At 41.1% G+C, this 22,949-nt stretch carries 25 protein-coding genes; 23 read left to right on the plus strand and 2 right to left on the minus strand.

All coding sequences use genetic code 11. The annotated features are described in order from the left end of the window. Window positions 1-13 precede the first annotated feature (13 nt). From ACTO1Y_RS00285 to ACTO1Y_RS00295, 3 genes are all read left to right on the plus strand, one after another. Window positions 14-238 carry a YqgQ family protein gene (locus ACTO1Y_RS00285; RefSeq protein ID WP_441347929.1) on the plus strand — a complete coding sequence of 75 codons (225 nt, stop codon included), beginning with the start codon at window positions 14-16 and terminating at the stop codon, window positions 236-238. 5 nt (window positions 239-243) lie between these two features. Next, a complete protein-coding gene (locus ACTO1Y_RS00290; protein ID WP_006149793.1) occupies window positions 244-624 on the plus strand; it encodes a rhodanese-like domain-containing protein in 381 nt (126 codons plus the stop codon). A gap of 90 nt (window positions 625-714) precedes the next feature. Next, on the plus strand, window positions 715-960 hold the full coding sequence (locus tag ACTO1Y_RS00295) for a hypothetical protein (protein WP_441347930.1): 246 nt from the start codon (window positions 715-717) through the stop codon (window positions 958-960). Between the two features lie 34 nt (window positions 961-994). On the opposite strand, the gene ACTO1Y_RS00300 is transcribed toward ACTO1Y_RS00295, so the two are convergent. Further along, window positions 995-1,720: a 16S rRNA pseudouridine(516) synthase gene (locus ACTO1Y_RS00300; RefSeq protein ID WP_441347931.1), complete on the minus strand. Its 726-nt coding sequence runs from the start codon at window positions 1,718-1,720 to the stop codon at window positions 995-997. A gap of 159 nt (window positions 1,721-1,879) precedes the next feature. Here ACTO1Y_RS00300 and typA point away from each other — a divergent pair, with 159 nt between their 5' ends. Together typA and ACTO1Y_RS00310 are read left to right on the plus strand one after the other, a co-directional pair. Further along, window positions 1,880-3,721: a translational GTPase TypA gene (gene typA / locus ACTO1Y_RS00305; protein ID WP_441347932.1), complete on the plus strand. Its 1,842-nt coding sequence runs from the start codon at window positions 1,880-1,882 to the stop codon at window positions 3,719-3,721. 19 nt (window positions 3,722-3,740) lie between these two features. Then, a complete protein-coding gene (locus ACTO1Y_RS00310; RefSeq protein WP_006149866.1) occupies window positions 3,741-3,995 on the plus strand; it encodes a DUF3165 family protein in 255 nt (84 codons plus the stop codon). 54 nt (window positions 3,996-4,049) lie between these two features. Here the strand turns inward: ACTO1Y_RS00310 and ACTO1Y_RS00315 are convergent, their stop codons facing one another. Further along, entirely contained in the window at window positions 4,050-5,018 is a 969-nt protein-coding gene (locus ACTO1Y_RS00315) for an aromatic acid exporter family protein (RefSeq protein WP_441347933.1), read from the minus strand. Window positions 5,019-5,247: 229 nt separating this feature from the next. Between ACTO1Y_RS00315 and ACTO1Y_RS00320 the strand changes: the two genes are divergently transcribed. The 18 genes from ACTO1Y_RS00320 to pknB all read left to right on the plus strand — a co-directional run bounded on the left by ACTO1Y_RS00320 (window position 5,248) and on the right by pknB (window position 22,924). Further along, entirely contained in the window at window positions 5,248-5,814 is a 567-nt protein-coding gene (locus tag ACTO1Y_RS00320) for a mechanosensitive ion channel family protein (protein WP_441347934.1), read from the plus strand. 51 nt (window positions 5,815-5,865) lie between these two features. After that, entirely contained in the window at window positions 5,866-6,771 is a 906-nt protein-coding gene (locus ACTO1Y_RS00325; protein ID WP_441347935.1) for a magnesium transporter CorA family protein, read from the plus strand. Window positions 6,772-6,787: 16 nt separating this feature from the next. After that, on the plus strand, window positions 6,788-7,315 hold the full coding sequence (locus ACTO1Y_RS00330) for a YqeG family HAD IIIA-type phosphatase (protein ID WP_074324806.1): 528 nt from the start codon (window positions 6,788-6,790) through the stop codon (window positions 7,313-7,315). Between the two features lie 2 nt (window positions 7,316-7,317). After that, window positions 7,318-8,424 (plus strand): ribosome biogenesis GTPase YqeH, encoded by a 1,107-nt coding sequence (gene yqeH / locus ACTO1Y_RS00335; RefSeq protein WP_441347936.1) that lies wholly within the window; start codon window positions 7,318-7,320, stop codon window positions 8,422-8,424. Between the two features lie 213 nt (window positions 8,425-8,637). Continuing rightward, on the plus strand, window positions 8,638-8,949 hold the full coding sequence (gene yhbY / locus ACTO1Y_RS00340; RefSeq protein ID WP_000060171.1) for a ribosome assembly RNA-binding protein YhbY: 312 nt from the start codon (window positions 8,638-8,640) through the stop codon (window positions 8,947-8,949). Between the two features lie 50 nt (window positions 8,950-8,999). Then, window positions 9,000-9,629 (plus strand): nicotinate-nucleotide adenylyltransferase, encoded by a 630-nt coding sequence (locus tag ACTO1Y_RS00345; RefSeq protein WP_441347937.1) that lies wholly within the window; start codon window positions 9,000-9,002, stop codon window positions 9,627-9,629. After that, complete coding sequence (gene yqeK / locus ACTO1Y_RS00350; RefSeq protein WP_441347938.1) at window positions 9,629-10,222, plus strand: bis(5'-nucleosyl)-tetraphosphatase (symmetrical) YqeK; 594 nt, start codon at window positions 9,629-9,631, stop codon at window positions 10,220-10,222. Before ACTO1Y_RS00345 ends, yqeK begins: the two co-directional genes overlap by 1 nt. Beyond that, entirely contained in the window at window positions 10,223-10,576 is a 354-nt protein-coding gene (gene rsfS / locus ACTO1Y_RS00355; RefSeq protein ID WP_441347939.1) for a ribosome silencing factor, read from the plus strand. 207 nt (window positions 10,577-10,783) lie between these two features. After that, entirely contained in the window at window positions 10,784-11,524 is a 741-nt protein-coding gene (locus tag ACTO1Y_RS00360) for a class I SAM-dependent DNA methyltransferase (protein ID WP_025173248.1), read from the plus strand. Window positions 11,525-11,533: 9 nt separating this feature from the next. Beyond that, on the plus strand, window positions 11,534-12,631 hold the full coding sequence (locus ACTO1Y_RS00365; RefSeq protein ID WP_441347940.1) for a nucleotidyltransferase: 1,098 nt from the start codon (window positions 11,534-11,536) through the stop codon (window positions 12,629-12,631). 217 nt (window positions 12,632-12,848) lie between these two features. Next, entirely contained in the window at window positions 12,849-14,462 is a 1,614-nt protein-coding gene (locus ACTO1Y_RS00370) for a ribonuclease Y (protein ID WP_441347941.1), read from the plus strand. Window positions 14,463-14,597: 135 nt separating this feature from the next. Then, window positions 14,598-15,224, plus strand: coding sequence for a guanylate kinase (gene gmk / locus ACTO1Y_RS00375; RefSeq protein ID WP_441347942.1), 627 nt, complete (start codon window positions 14,598-14,600; stop codon window positions 15,222-15,224). Between the two features lie 26 nt (window positions 15,225-15,250). After that, window positions 15,251-15,565: a DNA-directed RNA polymerase subunit omega gene (gene rpoZ, locus ACTO1Y_RS00380; RefSeq protein WP_441347943.1), complete on the plus strand. Its 315-nt coding sequence runs from the start codon at window positions 15,251-15,253 to the stop codon at window positions 15,563-15,565. Between the two features lie 84 nt (window positions 15,566-15,649). Then, the gene (locus tag ACTO1Y_RS00385) at window positions 15,650-18,046 is read left to right on the plus strand and encodes a primosomal protein N' (RefSeq protein ID WP_441347944.1); all 2,397 of its coding nucleotides are present in this window, start codon (window positions 15,650-15,652) and stop codon (window positions 18,044-18,046) included. 12 nt (window positions 18,047-18,058) lie between these two features. Next, window positions 18,059-18,994, plus strand: a complete 936-nt coding sequence (gene fmt / locus ACTO1Y_RS00390; RefSeq protein WP_441347945.1) for a methionyl-tRNA formyltransferase — start codon at window positions 18,059-18,061, stop codon at window positions 18,992-18,994. After that, complete coding sequence (gene rsmB / locus ACTO1Y_RS00395) at window positions 18,987-20,300, plus strand: 16S rRNA (cytosine(967)-C(5))-methyltransferase RsmB (RefSeq protein ID WP_441347946.1); 1,314 nt, start codon at window positions 18,987-18,989, stop codon at window positions 20,298-20,300. The genes fmt and rsmB overlap by 8 nt, the downstream gene beginning before the upstream one ends. A 15-nt stretch (window positions 20,301-20,315) precedes the next feature. Further along, on the plus strand, window positions 20,316-21,053 hold the full coding sequence (locus ACTO1Y_RS00400) for a Stp1/IreP family PP2C-type Ser/Thr phosphatase (protein WP_441347947.1): 738 nt from the start codon (window positions 20,316-20,318) through the stop codon (window positions 21,051-21,053). Continuing rightward, window positions 21,050-22,924, plus strand: coding sequence for a Stk1 family PASTA domain-containing Ser/Thr kinase (pknB, locus tag ACTO1Y_RS00405; protein ID WP_441347948.1), 1,875 nt, complete (start codon window positions 21,050-21,052; stop codon window positions 22,922-22,924). Before ACTO1Y_RS00400 ends, pknB begins: the two co-directional genes overlap by 4 nt. Window positions 22,925-22,949 lie beyond the last annotated feature (25 nt).

Here is a 22,949-nt window from a genome sequence, read left to right on the forward strand (position 1 = left end):
ATTATTTGCTAAAATGAAAGCTATGAAAACACTCTACGATGTGCAACAATTTCTCAAACAGTTCGGTATCATTGTCTATATGGGAAAACGTCTCTATGACATTGAATTGATGAAGATCGAGCTATCTCGAATCTATGATGCAGGCTTGATGGACAAGCTAGATTATTTAGAAGCGGAAGCTGTTCTGCGCAGAGAGCACAAACTAGAATTAGGTTATTTAGAAAAAAATGGAGATTAGGTATTATGGTAACTTGGGTATTATGGGGACTTGTCGTAGCAATGTTAGCTTGGATGGGATACAACTATCTTCGCATTCGTCGAGCAGCGAAAATCGTAGACAATGCAGAGTTTGAGTCTTTGATTCGTACAGGTCAGTTGATTGATTTGCGTGATCCAGCTGACTTCCACAGAAAACATATCCTCGGAGCTCGTAATATCCCTTCAAATCAATTGAAGACAAGTCTCGCAGCGCTTCGCAAGGATAAGCCTGTCCTTCTTTATGAGAACCAACGTGCGCAACGTGTCACAAATGCAGCGCTTTTCTTGAAAAAACAAGGTTTCTCAGAAATATATATCCTTTCTTATGGATTGGATTCTTGGACTGGGAAGGTGAAATCTAATTAACAATGTGAAAAAAACTTGTCACATATGTTTAATATAGAAATATGACTTTTTATAGTATAATAGTAATATAAATTTTAAGGAGTTTTTATTATGCAAGAAAAGAAAAAAGCCCCAATTGTTTTGAGTATCATATCTATCATAGTTGCCTTTGGATTCCCAGTGTTCAGTATTATTTTTGGTATTTTTGGTTTAGCCTTGGCTAATTCACATCAAAAAGAGTCTGGACTAGACTATAAGACAGAAAAAATTCTCTCTATTTTAGGGATTGTGTTAGGGATTGTGATTTCTGCACTTATCTGTATCGTACTTATCTCACAACTTTCGAGAATTAATTAAAACAAAAGAGCTTTAGTTTTAAAGCTTTTTTGTTTTACCTACTCTTTTCTAAATATTTTTTAATGATTTTCAATTCCTCTTGATTCAAGTGCCTGTATTGACCTTCTGCTAGGTCAGGGTCTAATAGGAAATCCCCGAACTGAACTCGTTTGAGGGCAGTGACCTTGACACCGACTGAGAGGAACATTTTCTTGACCTGGTGAAATTTTCCTTCCGATATGGTGATGGTGGCTCTACTGTGGCTAGGACTTGAGGCTAGAATTTCAAGCTGAGCTGGTTTACAGACAGTTCCATCAAGAAAGACTATTCCATCCTTGAACTCTTGGATATGGTTAGGAGTCAGTGGTCCATTGACCTCAACTTGATAATTTTTATCCACATGATACTGAGGGTGGAGGAGTTGAAAACCTAAAGGTCCATTATCCGTCAAGATGAGAAGTCCTGTCGTATCTCGATCTAGCCGACCAATAGCATAGAGCTGATTTGACTGAAGATGTTGAGGAAGTAAGTCCATGACTGTTGGGAGCTTCTTGTCTTTGTTTGCTGTCACGACACCATTTGGTTTGTGAAGCATGAGGTAAGTATGTTCATATCCTTGGATTTTTCTATCTTTGAAAATCAACTCTTGCAACCCTGTATCAACATTGTGTGCAAGGGAAGTAGCAGGGAGTCCATCAACTAAGATTTCTTTTTTGAGAAGAGCTTGTTTCATGGTTTTTCGACTGATTTTTTCCTGGGCCAATAAATTATTTAAACGCATACCAGCCTATCTTATCACAAGTCAGGATTTTTGAAAAGAAAAGAGAAGGAATGAATTTTCTTTTGAAAACATTTACACTTACTTGAGTTATGCCATTTGCTTAAAATTGTGGTATAATCGTTCAGTTAGAAAATAAATTTGAAATAAATAGAGGAAATCATGACAAAATTAAGAGAAGATATCCGTAATATCGCGATTATCGCCCACGTCGACCACGGGAAAACAACCCTCGTTGACGAATTATTAAAACAATCTGAAACTCTTGACGCACGTACAGAATTGGCTGAGCGTGCAATGGACTCAAACGATATCGAGAAAGAGCGTGGAATCACCATCCTTGCTAAAAATACAGCCGTTGCTTACAACGGAACTCGTATTAACATCATGGATACACCAGGACACGCGGACTTCGGTGGAGAAGTAGAACGTATCATGAAAATGGTTGACGGTGTTGTTTTGGTCGTAGATGCTTACGAAGGAACCATGCCACAGACTCGTTTCGTATTGAAAAAAGCCTTGGAACAAGACCTTGTACCGATCGTTGTAGTTAACAAAATCGATAAGCCATCAGCTCGTCCAGCAGAAGTAGTGGATGAAGTTTTGGAGCTTTTCATCGAACTTGGTGCAGATGATGATCAGCTTGACTTCCCAGTAGTCTATGCTTCAGCGATCAACGGAACATCTTCCTTGTCAGATGATCCAGCAGATCAAGAAAAGACCATGGCGCCAATCTTTGACACCATTATCGATCACATCCCAGCTCCAGTTGATAACTCAGATGAGCCGCTTCAATTCCAAGTGTCTCTTCTTGACTACAATGACTTCGTAGGACGTATCGGTATCGGACGTATCTTCCGTGGTACAGTAAAAGTTGGGGACCAAGTAACCCTTTCTAAACTAGATGGTACAACTAAAAACTTCCGTGTTACAAAACTCTTTGGTTTCTTTGGTTTGGAACGTCGTGAAATCCAAGAAGCTAAGGCTGGTGACTTGATTGCCGTATCAGGTATGGAAGACATTTTCGTTGGGGAAACAATCACTCCAACAGATGCAGTTGAAGCTCTTCCAGTTCTTCACATCGATGAACCAACTCTTCAAATGACTTTCTTGGTTAATAACTCACCATTTGCTGGTCGTGAAGGAAAATGGGTGACTTCTCGTAAGGTTGAAGAACGTCTTCAAGCTGAGTTGCAAACAGACGTATCTCTTCGTGTAGATCCAACAGACTCACCAGATAAATGGACGGTTTCAGGGCGTGGGGAATTGCACTTGTCAATCCTCATCGAGACTATGCGTCGTGAAGGTTACGAGCTTCAAGTATCTCGTCCAGAAGTTATCGTAAAAGAAATTGATGGTGTGAAGTGTGAGCCATTTGAGCGCGTGCAAATTGATACTCCAGAAGAATACCAAGGATCTGTTATCCAAAGCCTTTCTGAGCGTAAGGGTGAAATGTTGGATATGATTGCAACAGGTAATGGTCAAACTCGTTTGGTTTTCCTAGTTCCTGCGCGTGGTTTGATTGGATACTCAACTGAGTTCTTGTCAATGACTCGTGGTTATGGTATCATGAACCATACCTTCGACCAATACTTGCCATTGATTCCAGGTGAAATCGGTGGACGTCACCGTGGTGCCCTTGTTTCTATCGATACTGGTAAGGCAACAACATACTCAATCATGTCTATCGAAGAACGTGGAACCATCTTTGTTAACCCAGGTACTGAGGTTTACGAAGGAATGATCATCGGTGAAAACTCTCGTGAAAATGACTTGACTGTTAACATCACGAAAGCTAAACAAATGACCAACGTTCGTTCAGCTACTAAAGACCAAACAGCGGTTATCAAAACTCCTCGTATCTTGACGCTTGAAGAATCACTTGAGTTCTTGAACGATGATGAATACATGGAAGTAACACCTGAATCAATCCGTTTGCGTAAACAAATCTTGAATAAGGCAGAGCGCGAAAAAGCAAACAAAAAGAAAAAATCAGCTGAATAAGAGCTAGAAAGAGATAAAAATGGTCTATCTAATCATAGGGATTTTATTACTCTTACTTTATATCTTTGCGACTCCTCAAAGTATTAAGGGAACGGTCAACGTTGTTATTCTGGTTTTCGGATTGGTTGCTCTCTTGATTTTATTGATGCTGTCTACTCTACAAATCTTCCAACTTCCAGCAGAAATCTTTATTACATTGGGGATGCTAGCTCTTACCTACTTTAGTTTGAGAGATATCAGTCTCATGTCTATTCGAAAGAAGCGAGAAAACTAAATCTATTAATAACAAAAAAACTTCTATTAGCAACTGAGTTGCCGATAGAAGTTTTTATTTGTTACTGTTATTGTCAGAATAACGGTTGTAGAAATCGACTTTTATCTGGATAAAGTGTTCTAATTCACGGAAGAGTTGCAAGAGAGTCGCCCGTGTCTCAAACTCTTCTCTAGTTTTCGGAAGGCTACGATTGCGAAATACCTGTAGGTAGCTCTCGATATCATTCAATAAATCGTAGGCTGGATTAGTTTGACTCAGCTGACTAGCTGTCTTTGAAAAGAGCTGTGCGACAATAAGGCTCTCACTTGCGGCTAGTTGGCAAGTATTAATCTGTTGAGCCATATTTCTCAAGATACGAGTTTGCCTTTGTCGCATCTCAAAGTAATGAATATGATAATCTGTCTGATGAAAGAGATGATCAGAGTGGTCGAGGTAAACCAGTTTAAGCGCCTCCTCGAGCAGCTGGTCAAGTTCATTTACGAGTTGTGCTTGATTACGACCGTCTCCTCTTTTTAGATAGTAAGCTAGGCGTAGAAGGACATTTCTGAGTTTATCTTCAACAAGAATATGATAGCGTTGGATTTCTTTTTCACGCGAAGGCATATAGAGATTGACCAGCAGTGCAAAGCCAGTACCGATTAGAAATAGTAGTAGTTCGTTCACTAAAAGTTCTGGTGAGGTTGATTGCTGGATTAAGAGATGGCTGACCAAGACGCTACTAGGGGTAATCCCAATTTCCCAACCTAGTTTATAGGCCAGGGGAACATAGATTGCTAAGTACAGTCCAAAACTCCAGATGTGATATCCAGTCAGTTGGAATGCTATGACACCAACCAGTAGTGCAAGGAGAGTTGAAAAAAGGCGATCTCGAGCTAGTTTGATGGTGCTTCTTCGAGTGTCTGAAAGGCTCAAAATAGCAATGATACCAGCTGATACAGCAGATGATAAATCAAAAAAGTAGGCTAGTAAACAAGCAAAACAGGTTGCTAGGACTAGTTTCAAAGTACGTTGTGTGATAGACATAGAATACTTCCTTGAGATAAATGATTTAATATTTTAATGGTCGGTATGGTAAAAAAGTCTATTCCAATAGAATCATTAAGAAAATAATTAGTTCTTCTTGTAGTGGTTTGATTATAGTATAAATATGTTTTGAAATCAAGTCAATCTATTGATAATATTGGCAGAATGAATATTTGCCAAACTGGTTCAGATATCGTTTTGTGGTATAATAATTAGAAAGGAGTTTTACATGCAAGAATTTTTTAAAAGTTATTTTGATAAGCTAGATTTAACCTCAGTATTTGAGAATCTCTTGACAAAAGTGATTTCTCTTTTAATTTTATTTGTACTATTTTATATTGCTAAAAAGCTACTTCATACGACTGTTAAGAGAATTGTAAAACCATCGCTTAAATTTTCAAATCGGGACGCGGGAAGACAGAAGACAATTTCGCGTTTGCTTGAAAATGTCTTTAATTACATTCTCTATTTCTTCTTAGTCTACTGCATTTTATCTATCCTAGGCTTACCTGTATCAAGTCTTCTGGCAGGTGCTGGGATTGCTGGGGTTGCGATTGGTATGGGGGCACAAGGCTTCCTTTCAGATGTCATCAATGGTTTCTTTATTCTCTTTGAACGTCAGTTGGATGTGGGAGATGAGGTCGTTTTGACAAATGGTCCCATTACTGTATCGGGGAAAGTAGTTAGTGTTGGAATTCGAACTACTCAACTAAGAGGCGAAGACCAAGCTCTCCATTTTGTTCCTAACCGTAATATCACTGTAGTCAGCAATTTTTCAAGGAAAGAAGAGAACTGAAATTTTACCTCTTTTATGGTACAATAGAAAGAGTTTGATAAAGGAGAAACGATGTTTTTAGATGAGCAATTAGGAAATGGTTGTGTTTGGATCAATCTAGATGTAGAAAAAATTAAAAATCTTGAAGATTTATCTGAAATCTACGGATTGGATAAGGAAACCATCGAATATGCGCTGGATAAAAATGAACGTGCCCATATGGATTACAACCGTGAGAATGGGACTGTGACCTTTATCTACAATGTTCTGGACTTAGAAAAGGACAAGGATTACTATGAAGCCATTCCTATGACCTTTATCGTTGAAAAACAACGAATGATTACGATTAGTAACCATAAGAACGCTTATGTCATTGATCAAATGTTATCTTATCTGAATAGTCATGAGTCCCTTTCTATTTACAAATTTCTCTTTGCCGGTTTAGAGATTATTAGTAACGCTTATTATCCCGTCATTGAAGAAATGGATAAAAGTAAGGACGAAATTAGTGCCTTGCTACGTCAAACCACAACAAAGAAAAATCTTTTCGCCCTCTCTGACTTGGAGACTGGTATGGTTTACTTGACAGCAGCGGCAAAACAAAATCGACTTTTATTGGAACATATCCAAGGTCATGCTCTTTATCGGAGATTTAACGATGTCGAACGAGAGCAGTTTGATGATGCGATGATTGAAGCCCATCAGTTGGTGTCTATGACAGATTTGATTTCTCAAGTCTTGCAACAACTCTCCGCTTCTTACAACAACATCCTAAACAATAACCTGAATGATAGTTTGACAATTTTGACCATTATCTCCGTCTTACTAGCAGTACTTGCGGTTATTACAGGTTTCTTCGGAATGAATGTTCCTCTACCATTTACAGAAGAGCCAAATGCTTGGATTTATATCTTAATGGCTAGCTTGATTTTATGGGCAGCCTTATCTCAATGGCTGAAGAAAATTACTAGGAAATAAAAGAGAAGGAGCCAGAATGGCGATTGAACATTACATGCCAGATTTTGCTGTGGAAGCAGTATATGATTTGACAGTAGAAAGCCTGCAAAAACAGGGAATAAAAGCTGTTTTGGTAGATTTAGATAACACTCTCATTGCTTGGAATAACCCTGACGGGACTCCAGAGATGAAACGATGGTTGCATGATCTTCGTGATGCAGGGATTCGCATTATCGTAGTCTCAAACAATTCTAAGAAACGTGTTCAACGAGCAGTTGAAAAATTTGGAATTGATTATGTTTACTGGGCTTTGAAGCCTTTTACTTTCGGGATTGATCGAGCGATGAAAGAATTCCACTATGAGAAAAACGAAGTGGTCATGGTTGGGGATCAGCTCATGACAGATATTCGTGCAGCTCACCGTGCAGGAATTCGTTCGATTTTGGTCAAACCCTTGGTCCGGCACGATTCCATCAAAACGCAAATCAACCGAGCTCGTGAACGTCGTGTTATGAAGCAAATCACTGAGAAGTACGGACCTATTACTTATAAAAAAGGAATTTAACTATGGAAGAAATTCTCTGTATTGGTTGTGGAGCAACCATTCAGACGGAAGATAAGACTGGTTTGGGTTTTACCCCTCAGTCAGCATTGGAAAAAGGTTTGGAAACTGGAGAAGTTTATTGCCAGCGTTGTTTCCGTCTCCGTCACTATAATGAAATTACAGATGTGCAGTTGACAGATGATGATTTCCTCAAACTCTTGCACGAGGTAGGAGATAGTGATGCCTTGGTGGTCAATGTCATTGATATTTTTGACTTTAATGGCTCTGTTATCCCAGGTTTGCCACGCTTTGTCTCAGGTAATGATGTGCTCTTGGTTGGAAATAAAAAAGACATCTTGCCTAAGTCTGTTAAGGACAGCAAGGTAACCCACTGGCTGATGGAGCGCGCTCACGAAGAAGGTCTTCGTCCTGTGGATGTTGTCCTGACTTCAGCACAAAACAAGCACGCTATTAGAGAAGTAATCGACAAGATTGAGCAATACCGTAAGGGACGTGACGTCTATGTAGTTGGGGTGACTAATGTCGGTAAATCAACTCTTATCAATGCCATTATCCAGGAAATTACGGGTGACCAGAACGTCATCACAACTTCACGCTTCCCAGGGACAACTCTAGATAAGATCGAGATTCCGCTTGATGACGGTTCTTATATCTACGATACACCTGGAATTATCCACCGCCACCAGATGGCTCACTACTTGACGGCTAAAAATCTCAAGTATGTCAGTCCTAAAAAGGAAATCAAACCAAAAACCTATCAGCTAAACCCTGAACAAACTCTGTTTTTAGGTGGATTGGGACGCTTTGACTTTATTGCAGGAGAAAAGCAAGGTTTCACAGCTTTCTTTGACAATGAACTCAAACTTCACCGCACCAAGCTAGAAGGAGCCAGTGCCTTTTACGAAAAGCACCTGGGAACCCTTCTCACACCGCCAAATAGCAAGGAAAAAGAAGATTTTCCAAAACTGCTCCAACATGTCTTTACTATCAAGGACAAGACAGACCTAGTTATCTCAGGACTAGGCTGGATTCGTATAACAGGAACTGCTAAAGTCGCCGTCTGGGCACCAGAAGGCGTCGTAGTCGTCACACGAAAAGCAATTATTTAAACACAGAAAGGAAAGAGTTATCTTTATAAATGCGAGCATTGCGAGCCCATAACGAATACTTTTCGCCGTGGTGGCAGTTGGTACAAGAAATTGTACCAACAACGGAAAATCTGAGACCTTAGGCTCAAATTTTAGTCATGAAAGTCCGAAGGACTTTGCTGACGTCCGTCACCACTTCAGAAAAGTATAAAAAGAAACTCTTTTAAATGAAATATGTCATTAACATCAAAACAACGTGCCTTCCTCAACAGCCAGGCACATACCCTCAAACCCATCATCCAAATCGGGAAAAATGGTCTCAACGACCAAATCAAAACAAGTGTTCGTCAGGCACTCGATGCCCGTGAATTGATCAAGGTTACTCTCTTGCAAAACACAGATGAGAATATCCACGAAGTAGCTGAAATCTTGGAAGAAGAAATCGGTGTGGATACAGTTCAAAAAATCGGACGCATCTTGATTTTGTATAAACAATCAAGCAAGAAAGAAAATCGCAAGATTTCTAAAAAAGTCAAAGAAATCTAAGAACGATACTCCCAAGACTGTTTTTACAGAAGAGTAAAGGAGATTAACCTATGGCAATCGAATTATTAACTCCCTTTACAAAAGTGGAGTTAGAGCCAGAAATCAAGGATAAAAAACGGAAACAAGTCGGTATTTTGGGTGGAAATTTTAACCCTGTTCACAATGCCCATCTGATTGTTGCAGATCAAGTGCGCCAACAGTTGGGATTGGATCAGGTTCTGCTCATGCCCGAATACCAACCACCTCACGTAGATAAAAAGGAAACCATTCCTGAACACCATCGCCTCAAGATGTTAGAATTGGCGATTGATGGGGTTGAGGGTCTAGCTATTGAGACCATCGAGCTAGAGCGTAAGGGGATTTCTTACACCTACGACACCATGAAGCTTCTAACAGAGAAGAATCCAGATACAGATTACTATTTCATTATCGGTGCAGATATGGTGGACTATCTGCCTAAATGGTACCGAATTGATGAGTTGGTGGAACTAGTTCAGTTTGTAGGGGTTCAACGTCCACGTTACAAGGCAGGGACTTCTTATCCAGTTATCTGGGTGGATGTACCTCTCATGGATATTTCATCCAGCATGGTGCGTGATTTCATTGCCCAAGGACGCACACCTAACTTTCTCCTACCTAAGCTAGTGCTAGACTATATCGAGAAAGAAGGACTTTATTGATGGCATACCAGGACTATATCAACTGTTCCCGTGAGGAATTATTGAAAAAAATGGCAGAGCTTCTACCTGAGAAGCGTTTGACCCATTGTTTGGGTGTAGAGCGCGCAGCCATTGAACTTGCAGAACGATTCGGAGTGGATGCCGAGAAAGCAGGTCTAGCAGGTCTCCTTCATGACTATGCTAAAAAGTTGTCAGACCAGGAATTTCTAGACTTGATTGACCGTTATCAGCTAGATTCTGACCTCAAAAACTGGGGCAATAATGTCTGGCATGGTATGGTCGGTATTTACAAAATTCAGGAAGATTTGGATTTACAAGATCCTGAAATCCTACGAGCTATTGAAATTCATACAGTAGGAGCGATTCAGATGACGGACCTTGACAAGGTTATCTACGTCGCAGACTATATCGAGCACAATCGTGCCTTTCCAGGAGTGGATGAGGCGCGTGAAATTGCTGAACTATCGCTAAATAAGGCGGTGGCCTACGAGACAGCTCACACAGTAGAGCATTTAGCTCACCAGGGATTTCCCATCTATCCCCAAACCCTTGAAACCTATAACGCCTATGTGCACTATTTGAAAGAGGACTAAATGAACGAAAAAGAATTATTAGAACTAGTCGTGAAAGCGGCTGATGAGAAACGCGCGGAGGATATCCTCGCGCTTGACGTACAAGAATTGACCAGTGTGACAGACTATTTTGTTATCACTAGCTCAATGAATAGCCGTCAGTTGGATGCTATCGCTGACAATATTCGTGAAAAAGTAGCGGAAGCAGGCTTTAAAGGCAGTCATGTCGAAGGTGATGCAGCTGGAGGCTGGGTCTTGCTAGACCTTGGCAGTGTCGTTGTGCATATCTTCTCAGAAGAAATGCGTGCCCACTATAACCTAGAAAAACTATGGCATGAGGCAAGTGCTGTCGATCTTTCAACAGCCCTAGCTTAAGCAGGTAAACTCAGTTGGCAGCAACTGAGTTTTGTTGATTAAATTGAAATTCTATGGAAAGAAAGGATAGGGCCTTGTGTTTAGTTGGTCTCTTAATTGAACACGAGCTAAAAGCTGCGAGAAAAAGATAAACTTCCTTTGTATCTGACGATACAGCAGAAAGTTTCCTATTTTCTCCTTGCTTTTAACGCTCTTTGTATCTTAATTATGGCTACTTATGAAACTTTTGCGGCTGTTTACGATGCAGTCATGGATGATAGTTTATATGACAAATGGACGGACTTTTCCCTCCGTCATCTGCCTAAGACTAAGGAGAGAAAGAGACTCTTGGAATTGGCTTGTGGGACAGGGATTCAGTCTGTGCGCTTTTCTCAAGCTGGCTTTGATGTGACTGGGCTTGATTTGAGTGCGGATATGTTGAAGATTGCCGAAAAGAGAGCAGCTTCAGCCAAGCAAAAGATTGATTTTATTGAAGGCAATATGCTGGATTTATCCAAGGCTGGTAAATACGACTTTGTGACTTGTTATTCGGACTCTATCTGCTATATGCAGGACGAGGTGGAAGTAGGGGATGTCTTTAAAGAAGTTTATGATGCTCTTAATGAGGACGGAGTCTTTATCTTTGATGTGCATTCGACCTACCAGACTGATGAGGTTTTCCCAGGTTATTCTTATCATGAAAATGCGGAAGATTTTGCCATGCTCTGGGATACCTATGAGGATGCAGCACCACATTCTATCGTCCATGAGTTGACTTTCTTTGTCAAGGAAGCAGACGGTTCCTTTAGTCGTCATGATGAAGTGCATGAGGAGCGCACTTACGAGGTCTTAACCTATGATATTCTGCTGGAGCAGGCTGGTTTCAAGTCTTTTAAACTCTTTGCGGACTTTGAAGACAAGGAGCCAACAGAGACTAGTACCCGTTGGTTTTTCGTCGCACAGAAGTAGGAGATTACCATGACCATTACAGGTATTATCGCAGAGTTCAATCCTTTTCATAATGGCCACAAATACCTGCTGGATCAGGTGGAAGGACTGAAAATCGTTGCTATGTCTGGGAATTTTGTTCAACGTGGCGAACCTGCTATTGTGGACAAGTGGACGCGGGCTCAAATGGCACTAGAGAATGGGGCGGATTTAGTTGTAGAATTGCCCTTTTTAGTCAGTGTCCAAGCGGCGGACTTTTTTGGTCAAGGTGCAGTGGCTATCTTGGCTCGTTTGGGGATTGATACCCTAGCCTTTGGGACAGAAGAAGTTCTGGATTACCAGCAAATTGCTAACCTATATGCAGAACGTGGTCGAGAGATGGAATTCTTCATGGAAAACTTATCGGATTCTCTTTCTTACCCTCAGAAAACCCAAGCCATGTGGAAGGAATTTGCAGACCTTGATTTTTCAGGTGATACGCCCAATCATGTCCTTGCTCTTGCCTATGCCAAAGCGGTAGCAGGGCGAAACATCAGTCTTCATCCAAATCAACGTCAGGGAGCAGGTTACCATTCTGTGGACAAGGATGTGGACTTTGCCTCAGCGACAGCTCTTCGTCAGCACCAAAATGACCAAGATTTTTTAGAACGCTTTATGCCATCTGCTAAACTTTTTGAAAATGCTAGTAAGGTAAACTGGGAAGATTATTATCCTTTGCTTCGCTACCAAATCTTATCAAATCCTGACCTAACTACTATTTATCAGGTTAATCAAGAAATGGCCGTGCGTATCAAGGGTGCCATAAAGACAGCCCAGTCTGTGGAAGAATTAGTCGAGGCAGTTTCCACTAAACGGTACACAAAAGCGCGTGTGCGACGCCTCTTGACTTATATCTTGGTACAAGCCAGAGAAAGTGCCTTGCCAGAAGCCATTCATATCCTTGGATTTACCGAAAAAGGCAGGCAACATCTCAAGTATTTGAAAGAGCAGGTCCATCTAGTTAGCCGAATAGGCAAAGAGCCCTGGGATGCCATGACTCAAAAGGCAGACCAGATTTACCAACTAGGACATCCAAGTATTGCAGAACAAAATTTTGGCAGAGTGCCAATCAGAATCGAAACAAACTAAGTCTACTGAACAGTAGGCTTTTTACTTATTTTTTTGTAAAAAATTCTATAAAAAATTTAGTTCGCTAAAGAAGCCTATTTTACTAGGGAAAACAACAATTTCAACTCAAAAAATGACCAAATCATCTTCCATTTAAGGTTTGTTAAAAATAGTTTTTTGTGGTAAAATGTATAGGAATGCATGTCATTCGGATAAACAAATAAATTGAGGTAAAAACATGGAAATTATGACAATTGTTATAGTTGTTTTTGCCGTCATCATTGGTTTAGTCATTGGATATGTCAGCATCTCAGTCAAGATGAAATCATCACAAGAGGCTGCAGAGTTGATGCTTTTAAATGCTGAACAAGAAGCAACTAATTTACGAGGACAAGCTGAACGCGAAGCGGATTTATTACTCAATGAAGCTAAAAGCGAAAGCAAATCCCTTAAAAAAGAAGCACTATTGGAGGCTAAAGAGGAAGCCAGAAAATACCGCGAAGAAGTGGACGCTGAATTTAAGTCAGAGCGTCAAGAACTCAAGCAAATCGAAAGTCGTTTGACGGAGAGAGCTACGAGCCTTGACCGTAAAGACGATAATTTGACGAACAAAGAAAAAACACTTGAACAAAAAGAACAAAGTATTTCTGATAGAGCAAAAAACCTTGATGCACGTGAAGAGCAACTAGAGGAAATTGAAAAGCAAAAGCAAGCTGAACTTGAGCGTGTCGGAAGTCTGACTCAGTCAGAGGCAAAAGACATTATCTTAGCTCAAACAGAGGAAGACTTGAGCAAGGAAATTGCTAGCCGTATTCGTGAGGCTGAGCAAGAAGTTAAGGAACGTTCTGATAAACTTGCTAAGGATATTTTGTCCCAAGCCATGCAGAGAATTGCTGGTGAGTATGTAGCTGAGTCTACCAACTCAACAGTTCATCTGCCTGATGATACCATGAAAGGTCGTATCATTGGTCGTGAAGGGCGTAACATCCGTACCTTTGAAAGTTTGACAGGGGTTGATGTCATCATTGATGATACGCCAGAAGTGGTAACCTTGTCAGGTTTTGATCCTATCCGCCGTGAGATTGCCCGTATGACGATGGAAACCTTGCTCAAGGATGGACGTATTCACCCAGCTCGCATCGAAGAGTTGGTTGAGAAAAACCGTCAAGAAATTGATAATCGTATTCGTGAATATGGTGAAGCAGCAGCCTATGAAATCGGTGCACCTAACCTTCACCCAGACTTGATGAAGATCATGGGTCGCTTACAGTTCCGTACTTCGTACGGACAAAATGTCTTGCGACACTCAATCGAAGTGGCTAAGTTGGCTGGTATCATGGCTAGCGAACTTGGTGAAAATGCAGCCCTTGCCCGTCGTGCAGGATTCCTCCACGATATCGGGAAAGCTATTGACCGTGAGGTAGAAGGCAGCCACGTTGAGATTGGTACAGAATTGGCTCGCAAGTACAAGGAGCATCCAGTTGTGATTAACACGATTGCTAGTCACCACGGAGATGTAGAACCGGAAAGTGTAATCGCAGTTATCGTTGCTGCGGCGGATGCTTTAAGTGCAGCCCGTCCAGGAGCTCGTAGCGAATCACTTGAAAGCTACATCAAACGTCTCCATGATTTAGAGGAAATCGCAAATAGCTTTGAAGGTGTTCAAAATAGCTTTGCCCTTCAAGCCGGTCGTGAAATCCGTATCATGGTGAACCCAGGTCAAATCAAGGACGACAAGGTAACAATCTTGGCTCATAAAGTTCGTGAGAAAATTGAAAGTAATCTCGATTACCCAGGAAATATCAAGGTGACCGTGATTCGTGAACTTCGTGCAGTTGATTATGCAAAATAAATAAGAAAGAGCAGTTGAAAAATTACTGCTTTTTTGTTACACTAGATAGAAAGATTGTAGTAAGCAGAAATGGCTTTATATAGTGAATTCTGATGAATTTTCAAGTCATTTCACAAACTATCCAAAGGAGACATCATGGCAGACCGTGGCTTACTAATCGTTTTTTCAGGCCCTTCGGGAGTTGGAAAAGGAACGGTTAGACGAGAAATTTTTGAGAGTTCTGAAAATCAATTCCAATATTCTGTATCTATGACAACACGGGCTCAACGTCCAGGTGAAGTAGACGGAGTTGACTATTTCTTCCGTACACGCGAAGAATTTGAAGAGTTGATTCGTCAAGGACAAATGTTAGAGTATGCAGAGTATGTAGGCAACTACTACGGTACTCCTCTGACCTATGTCAATGAAACCCTTGATAAGGGCATTGATGTTTTCCTTGAAATCGAAGTTCAGGGAGCTCTCCAGGTCAAGAAAAAAGTTCCAGATGCTGTCTTTATCTTTTTGACACCACCAGATTTGGAAGAATTGCAAGACCGTCTCGTTGGTCGTGGTACAGATAGCGCAGAAGTGATTGCACAGCGTATTGAAAAAGCCAAAGAAGAAATTGCTTTGATGCGTGAGTATGACTATGCTATTGTCAATGACCATATTCCTCTTGCTGCAGAACGTGTCAAACGTGTGATTGAAGCTGAACATTTCCGTGTGGATCGTGTTATCGGTCACTATCAGGATATGCTACCAAAGTCTCCGACTATTCGATAAACTATATAGAAAACAGGTACAAACAAATGATGCTTAAACCCTCTATTGATACCTTACTTGACAAGGTACCATCAAAATATTCACTCGTAATCTTGTTAGCAAAACGTGCTCACGAATTAGAAGCTGGAGCAACTCCAACACAAGAATTCAAATCTGTAAAATCTACGCTTCGTGCCTTGGAAGAGATTGAATCTGGGAATGTCATTATCCACCCAGATCCAGAAGGGAAGCGCGAAGCTGTTCGTCGTCGTATCGAAGAAGAAAGACGCTTGAAAGAAGAAGAAGAAAAGAAAATCAAAGAGCAAATCGCGAAAGAAAAAGAAGAAGGTGAAAAAATTTAAGGTTGGGGGGACTCAATCTTATTTTTTCTATTGCAAGAATACTCAATCAATTGAAACGATTTAAGAAGAGAAGGAGGTGAGGATATGGCTATTGCAAAAATCATTGTAGATGTTCCTTTGATGCAGACGGACCAACCCTATAGTTACAAGATTCCTGAAGAATTTAAAGATATGTTGGAAGTCGGCATGCGAGTCCACGTTCCATTTGGAAAGGCCAATCGCTTGATTCAAGGGATAGTACTTGAAATTGAACAAGAAAATGATGCGGAAGTGGCAGACGATGACTTGAAAGAGATTGCCGAAGTGCTGGACTTTTCTCCTGTCTTAACGGAGGAACAGCTCTGGTTAGCTGAAGAACTACGTAAGTCAGTATTCTCTTATAAAATTTCCATTCTTAAAGCTATGCTTCCTGGGTTTTTGAACTCTAGCTATGATAAGATCCTCTATCCTCTGGAAGGCTTGAGTCAGAAAGACAGAGACCGTTTGTTTGGATCGCAAGAGTCCTTAGCATTTTCATCTCTAGACTTAGAAAAGCAGGCTGAGATGATGCGATTGACTCGCAAAGGACTTTTGAAGTTAGAGTATCAGGCTATAGACCAGAAGAAGGTTAAAACACAGTCTTGGATTCAAGTGAATCTTGACACATTAGAAAAGCTAGAAATCTCAAATCGTGCCAAGAAGAAATTGGAACTGCGAGAATATTTATTAGCACATCCTGAAACAGTTCCTTTGGCTGATTTGTTAGAACATTACTCACGCGACCAAGTTAACTTCTTTGTAGAACAGGGTGCTTTAACGATCCTTCAAAAAGAAGTCCAACGTTCAGCTGCCTACTTTGAAGGAATTGAATCGAATCAAGCCCTAGAGTTAAATCCAGAACAAAAAGAAGCCTGTGAGGCAGTTGTTAGAGCGATTGGGAAAGAACATCCTCCATTTCTTCTACAAGGAATCACAGGAAGTGGGAAAACGGAGGTGTACTTGCAGATTATCCAAGGAGCCTTGGATATGGGGAAAACAGCTATCGTTTTAGTCCCAGAAATCTCTTTGACACCTCAAATGACAGAGCGTTTCATTGCTCGTTTTGGTGATAAAGTAGCCATTCTCCATTCAGGTTTGTCCAATGGTGAAAAGTACGACGAATGGCGCAAGGTGGAGCGAGGAGAAGCCCAGGTAGTTGTTGGTGCTAGGTCTGCCATTTTTGCACCTTTGAAAAATCTAGGGGTAATCATTATCGATGAGGAGCACGAGGCCAGCTACAAGCAAGACAGCAATCCTCGTTATCATGCTAGAGATGTGGCCATTTTAAGAGCTCAGTACAATCAAGCTGCTCTAGTCCTTGGTTCTGCAACACCGAGTCTAGAAAGCCGTGCGCGTGCTGGCAAGGGTGTTTATCAACATCTCCGCCTGACGCAAAGGGCCAATCCTTTAGCCAGTATTCCTGAAGTTCAAGTGATTGACTTTCGGGACTATATCGGGCAAAATGAAACATCTAACTTTACACCACCACTGATTGAGGCCATTCAAGATCGACTGGATAAAAAAGAGCAGGTTGTTCTCATGCTCAATCGCCGTGGTTATTCAAGTTTTGTCATGTGTCGAGAATGTGGAACCGTGGATACCTGTCCGAATTGTGATATTTCCTTGACTCTCCACATGGATACCAAAACTATGAACTGCCATTACTGTGGCTTTTCGAAAGAAATTCCTCATGTCTGTCCAAACTGTCAGAGTCGTAGCATTCGTTATTACGGGACAGGGACTCAAAAGGCCTATGATGAGCTAGCAGAACTCTTTCCAGAGGCACGCATTCTACGCATGGATGTAGATACAACTCGCAAAAAAGGTAGCCACCAAGCTTTACTTGAGCAGTTTGGCAATGGTGAAGCGGACATATTGCTAGGAACCCAGATGATTGCCAAGGGCTTGGATTTTCCAAATGTAACCTTGGTTGGTGTTCTCAATGCGGATACAGCCTTGAATCTGCCTGACTTTCGTTCTTCTGAGAGGACTTTCCAACTCTTGACCCAGGTAGCCGGTCGTGCAGGTCGCGCTGAAAAAGCAGGTCAGGTCTTGATTCAGTCCTATAATCCTAATCATTATGCCATTCGTTTTGCCAAGGATCAGGATTATGAAGGTTTCTATGCCTATGAAATGGGCATCAGACGTCAACTTGGCTATCCACCTTATTATTTCACTATTGGGATTACCTTGTCTCATAAGAAAGAAGAAGAGGTTCTTAGAAGAGCTTATGAGGTCATGGAAATTTTGCGGTCAGGTTTGTCGGATGCTAGTATCATCCTTGGTCCAACGCCTAAACCTATCGCTCGTACTCATAATCTTTATCACTACCAAATACTGATTAAATACCGTTTAGAAGATGAGTTGGCCTCGACTCTTAATCAGGTCTTGGCCCTAACTCAAGAACGTGAAAATAGTGAGCTTCGTCTCAGTATTGATCACGAACCGCAGCAATTTTTGTAAAAAGGAGAAAAGATGACAAAACTAATCTTTATGGGAACGCCCGATTTTTCAGCGACCGTTTTGAAGGGGCTTTTGTCAGATGATCGCTATGAAATCGTGGCCGTCGTGACTCAGCCAGATCGCGCGGTCGGTCGTAAAAAAGTCATCCAAGAAACCCCAGTAAAACAAGCAGCTAAAGAAGCAGGGCTTCCTATCTACCAACCAGAAAAATTATCAGGTAGTCCAGAAATGGAAGCTATCATGAATTTGGGTGCTGATGGAATTGTGACTGCAGCTTTTGGACAATTCCTCCCAAGTAAACTTCTTGATAGCATGGATTTTGCAGTCAATGTGCATGCTTCGCTCCTTCCTAAACACCGTGGTGGTGCTCCCATTCATTATGCCTTGATTCAAGGTGATAAGGAAGCAGGAGTGACCATTATGGAAATGGTCAAGGAAATGGATGCAGGAGATATGATTTCTCGTCGAAGCATTCCGATTACAGATGAGGACAATGTCGGAACCTTGTTTGAAAAATTGGCGATTGTTGGTCGTGATCTACTTTTGGATACTCTACCTGCTTATATTGCTGGTGAAATTCAGCCAGAACCACAAGATCCAAACCAGGTTACATTTTCTCCAAATATCAAACCTGAGGAAGAAAAGTTGGATTGGAACAAGACCAACCGTCAACTCTTTAACCAAATCCGTGGGATGAATCCATGGCCTGTTGCTCATACTTTCCTCAAGGGAGATCGTTTTAAGATTTATGAATCCCTGCCAGTAGAAGGGAAGGGAAATCCGGGTGAGATTCTTTCCATCGGAAAGAAAGAACTGATTGTCGCAACAGCAGAAGGAGCTTTATCACTCAAACAAGTTCAACCAGCAGGAAAACCTAAGATGGACATTGCTTCCTTCCTCAACGGTGTGGGACGAACTTTAGCAGTAGGAGAACGATTTGGTGACTAAAGTAGAAACGGCTAGAAGTTTAGCCTTAGAGGTGCTAGAAGACGTCTTTGTCAATCAAGCATACTCCAATATCGCCTTAAATAAACACCTCAAGGGAAGTCAACTGTCAGCAGCAGATAAGGGCTTGGTGACAGAGATTGTTTATGGGACTGTAACGCGAAAACTTACACTAGAGTGGTACGTTTCTCACTTTATCGAGGATAGAGACAAGCTAGACAGCTGGCTCTATGTTTTGCTTCTCATGAGCGTCTATCAACTTCAATACTTGGATAAGCTTCCTGATCATGCAGTGGTCCATGAAGCGGTAGAAATTGCAAAATCTCGTAAGAAAGGCAGTGAAAAACTAGTCAATGCTGTTCTGCGCCGTATCTTGCGTGAGGGTTTGCCAGATATTGCAAGTATCAAACGTAAAAATAAGCGTGATTCCATTGCTTACTCTCTTCCAGTTTGGTTGGTTTCTAAGCTCAAGGAAGAGTATGGAGAAGCGCGAGCTCAAGCGATTTTTGAAAGTCTATTAAAACGCAACAAAGCCAGTATTCGTGTGACTGATTTGAGTCGAAAAGAGGAAATTAAAACTTTACTTGATGCAAGTGATTCGATTCTGTCAGATGCTGGTCTGGTCAAGGAGCAGGGGCATTTTGCTAGTCATGACTTATTTGCTGAAGGGGCTATTACCATCCAGGATGAGTCTAGTCAGTTGGTTGCGCCTACACTAGATTTACAAGGAGATGAGCAGGTTTTAGATGCTTGTGCAGCTCCTGGTGGCAAGACAGCTCATATGGCTTCCTATCTAACTACGGGACAGGTGACGGCCCTGGATCTCTACGACCACAAACTCAATTTAATTCAAGAGAATGCAGAGCGCCTAGGTGTAGCAGATCGTGTGCAAACGCAAAAACTGGATGCTCGAAAAGTGCATGAGTTTTTTGGCAAGGATCAATTTGATAAGATTCTAGTCGATGCCCCTTGTTCAGGGATTGGACTCTTACGTCGAAAACCAGATATCAAATACAATAAAGACACTGCTGATTTCGCGTCATTACAGGAAATTCAGTTGGAAATATTAGGTAGTGTTTGTCAAACACTACGTAAAGGTGGTATAATAACTTATAGTACCTGCACTATTGTCTCTGAGGAGAACTTTCAAGTTGTTCAAGCATTTTTAGGAAGTCATCCAGAGTTCGAGCAGGTTAAACTAGAACACGAATGTAAGGATATCCTGAAAGATGGCTGCATCCTCATTACTCCAGAATTGTATGGAAGTGATGGATTCTTTATCAGCCAATTTCGTAAGATATCCGATTAGGGAGGAACTGACACAATGGAAATTTCATTATTAACAGATGTTGGTCAGAAACGTACAAATAATCAAGACTATGTTAATCTTTTTGTCAACCGTGCCGGTCGTACATTGATTATCTTAGCAGACGGGATGGGAGGACACCGAGCAGGGAATATTGCCAGTGAAATGGCAGTAACAGATTTAGGTGTAGCCTGGGTGGATACTCATATCGATACCGTAAATGAAGTTCGTGAATGGTTTGCAGAACATCTAGAAATCGAAAATCAAAAAATTTATCAAATGGGGCGTGATGATGCTTACAAGGGAATGGGAACAACTCTAGAAGCCCTTGCAATTATTGATAATCAAGCTATTTATGCCCACATTGGAGATTCTCGTATCGGTTTGATTCGTGGTGAAGAATACCATCAATTAACGAGTGATCATTCTTTGGTGAATGAATTGCTCAAGGCGGGTCAATTAACACCCGAAGAAGCTGAAGCACATCCACAAAAGAATATTATCACACAGTCAATCGGACAAAAAGATGAAATTCAACCTGATTTAGGAATTGTAAGCTTGGAACCGGGCGACTATATCGTTATGAACAGTGATGGTCTAACTAACATGATTTCAGGTAGCGAAATCTATGACATCATGACAAGTGATATCTCACTTGACGGCAAGGCGGCAACTTTAGTGCGTTTTGCAAACAATGCCGGAGGGCTTGATAACATTACTGTTGCTTTGATTGCGATTGAGGAGGAATCAGAATGATCCAGATCGGCAAGATATTTGCCGGACGATATCGGATTATCAAACAAATTGGCCGCGGAGGGATGGCAGATGTCTACCTGGCCAAAGATTTGATTCTGGATGGGGAAGAAGTTGCTGTAAAGGTTTTAAGAACCAACTACCAGACTGACCCAATCGCTGTTGCGCGTTTTCAGCGTGAAGCGCGTGCGATGGCAGATCTAGATCATCCTCATATCGTTCGAATTACAGATATCGGTGAAGAAGATGGTCAACAGTACTTAGCTATGGAATATGTAGCTGGTCTTGACCTCAAACGCTATATCAAAGAACACTATCCTCTATCAAACGAGGAAGCAGTTCGTATCATGGGACAGATTCTCTTGGCTATGCGTTTGGCGCATGCAAAGGGGATTGTTCACCGTGATTTGAAACCTCAAAATATTCTCTTGACTCCTGATGGTACTGCGAAAGTTACAGACTTTGGGATTGCAGTAGCCTTCGCAGAAACCAGTTTGACACAGACCAACTCTATGTTGGGTTCTGTCCACTATCTATCACCTGAGCAGGCGCGTGGTTCTAAGGCAACTATTCAGAGTGATATTTATGCGATGGGAATTATTTTCTTTGAAATGTTGACCGGTCATATTCCATATGATGGAGATAGTGCTGTTACGATTGCACTTCAGCATTTCCAAAAACCACTTCCTTCAGTCATCGCAGAAAATCCATCGGTGCCACAATCATTGGAAAATGTGGTCATTAAAGCGACAGCTAAAAAATTAACAGACCGTTATCAAACAGTTTCTGAGATGTATGTTGACTTGTTGAGTAGTCTTTCATACAATCGTCGCAATGAACCAAAGCTAGTATTTGACGATACAAGTAAGGTTGATACTAAAACCTTACCAAAGATGTCCCAATCTACTCTGACTGCGATTCCTAAAGTTCAACCGAAGGAAGAAAATCCTCAGACTAAAAAGCCAAATAAAAAGGTAGCAAGTAAAGAAACTGCTCCAAAACCAGTCAAGAAACGCCGTTTCAAAGCAAGATATTTGGTGCTTTTAGCTAGCTTTATACTTGTTTTGGCTTCCCTTTTCTGGATTGTATCGAAAACACCAGCTACTGTTGAAATTCCAAAAGTTGCAGGTCAAACTGTAGCTGAAGCTAAGGAAAACCTGAAAAAAGCGAATTTTGAGATTGGTGAGGAGAAGAGCGAAGCTAGTGATACTGTAGAAGAAGGTCGAGTTATCCGAACAGATCCAGATGCTGGCTCAGCACGAAAAGAAGGAACAAAAGTTAATCTTATTATCTCTTCAGGTCAACAATCCTTCAAGATTGGAAATTATGTTGGTCGTAAATCAACAGATGTTATAGCAGAATTGAAAGGGAAAAAGGTTCCTGAAAATCTCATCAAGGTTGTTGAAGAAGAATCAAATGAAACAGAGGCAGGTCTCGTTATGAAACAAAGCTTGCCAGAAGGAACTACATATGATCTTAGTAAGGCAACAGAAATAGTCTTGACTGTAGCTAAAAAGGTAACTAGTGTTTCAATGCCAAGTTATATTGGTTCTAGTCTTGAATTCACCAAGAATAACTTGATTCAGATAGTCGGTGTCAAAGAAGCCAATATTGAAGTGGTAGAGGTTTCTACAGCTCTAGAAGGAACTGCCGAGGGTACAGTTGTTAACCAAAGTCCAAAACCAGGTGAAAGTGTAGATTTGAATACAACTCGTATCAAGATTTCTATCTATAAACCGAAAACAACTACAACAACAAATCCTACAATAAGCAATCCTAGTCGTGCAGAAACATCTCCACAGATTAGAGAACCACAAACAAATCAAACAACTACGTCTCCAAATCTGTCCGATGGGCATCGAGGAGATAACTGATCAATCTTTGTCACAGTTTTTGTGA

The sequence above is a fragment of the Streptococcus sp. V728 genome (genome assembly GCF_052077995.1).
Classification (GTDB): Bacteria; Bacillota; Bacilli; order Lactobacillales; family Streptococcaceae; genus Streptococcus; species Streptococcus infantis_B.

Coding starts and splice junctions, on each gene's coding strand:
- ACTO1Y_RS00320 (WP_441347934.1), top strand. CDS start 5,248: ATGCAAGAATTTTTTAAAAGTTATTTTGATAAGCTAGATTTAACCTCA.
- rsfS (WP_441347939.1), top strand. CDS start 10,223: ATGAACGAAAAAGAATTATTAGAACTAGTCGTGAAAGCGGCTGATGAG.
- yqeH (WP_441347936.1), top strand. CDS start 7,318: ATGGAAGAAATTCTCTGTATTGGTTGTGGAGCAACCATTCAGACGGAA.
- ACTO1Y_RS00370 (WP_441347941.1), top strand. CDS start 12,849: ATGGAAATTATGACAATTGTTATAGTTGTTTTTGCCGTCATCATTGGT.
- ACTO1Y_RS00295 (WP_441347930.1), top strand. CDS start 715: ATGCAAGAAAAGAAAAAAGCCCCAATTGTTTTGAGTATCATATCTATC.
- yhbY (WP_000060171.1), top strand. CDS start 8,638: ATGTCATTAACATCAAAACAACGTGCCTTCCTCAACAGCCAGGCACAT.
- ACTO1Y_RS00345 (WP_441347937.1), top strand. CDS start 9,000: ATGGCAATCGAATTATTAACTCCCTTTACAAAAGTGGAGTTAGAGCCA.
- ACTO1Y_RS00330 (WP_074324806.1), top strand. CDS start 6,788: ATGGCGATTGAACATTACATGCCAGATTTTGCTGTGGAAGCAGTATAT.
- ACTO1Y_RS00365 (WP_441347940.1), top strand. CDS start 11,534: ATGACCATTACAGGTATTATCGCAGAGTTCAATCCTTTTCATAATGGC.
- ACTO1Y_RS00285 (WP_441347929.1), top strand. CDS start 14: ATGAAAGCTATGAAAACACTCTACGATGTGCAACAATTTCTCAAACAG.
- ACTO1Y_RS00315 (WP_441347933.1), bottom strand. CDS start 5,018: ATGTCTATCACACAACGTACTTTGAAACTAGTCCTAGCAACCTGTTTT.
- yqeK (WP_441347938.1), top strand. CDS start 9,629: ATGGCATACCAGGACTATATCAACTGTTCCCGTGAGGAATTATTGAAA.
- typA (WP_441347932.1), top strand. CDS start 1,880: ATGACAAAATTAAGAGAAGATATCCGTAATATCGCGATTATCGCCCAC.
- ACTO1Y_RS00310 (WP_006149866.1), top strand. CDS start 3,741: ATGGTCTATCTAATCATAGGGATTTTATTACTCTTACTTTATATCTTT.
- fmt (WP_441347945.1), top strand. CDS start 18,059: ATGACAAAACTAATCTTTATGGGAACGCCCGATTTTTCAGCGACCGTT.
- ACTO1Y_RS00325 (WP_441347935.1), top strand. CDS start 5,866: ATGTTTTTAGATGAGCAATTAGGAAATGGTTGTGTTTGGATCAATCTA.
- pknB (WP_441347948.1), top strand. CDS start 21,050: ATGATCCAGATCGGCAAGATATTTGCCGGACGATATCGGATTATCAAA.
- gmk (WP_441347942.1), top strand. CDS start 14,598: ATGGCAGACCGTGGCTTACTAATCGTTTTTTCAGGCCCTTCGGGAGTT.
- ACTO1Y_RS00360 (WP_025173248.1), top strand. CDS start 10,784: ATGGCTACTTATGAAACTTTTGCGGCTGTTTACGATGCAGTCATGGAT.
- ACTO1Y_RS00300 (WP_441347931.1), bottom strand. CDS start 1,720: ATGCGTTTAAATAATTTATTGGCCCAGGAAAAAATCAGTCGAAAAACC.
- ACTO1Y_RS00385 (WP_441347944.1), top strand. CDS start 15,650: ATGGCTATTGCAAAAATCATTGTAGATGTTCCTTTGATGCAGACGGAC.
- ACTO1Y_RS00400 (WP_441347947.1), top strand. CDS start 20,316: ATGGAAATTTCATTATTAACAGATGTTGGTCAGAAACGTACAAATAAT.
- ACTO1Y_RS00290 (WP_006149793.1), top strand. CDS start 244: ATGGTAACTTGGGTATTATGGGGACTTGTCGTAGCAATGTTAGCTTGG.
- rpoZ (WP_441347943.1), top strand. CDS start 15,251: ATGATGCTTAAACCCTCTATTGATACCTTACTTGACAAGGTACCATCA.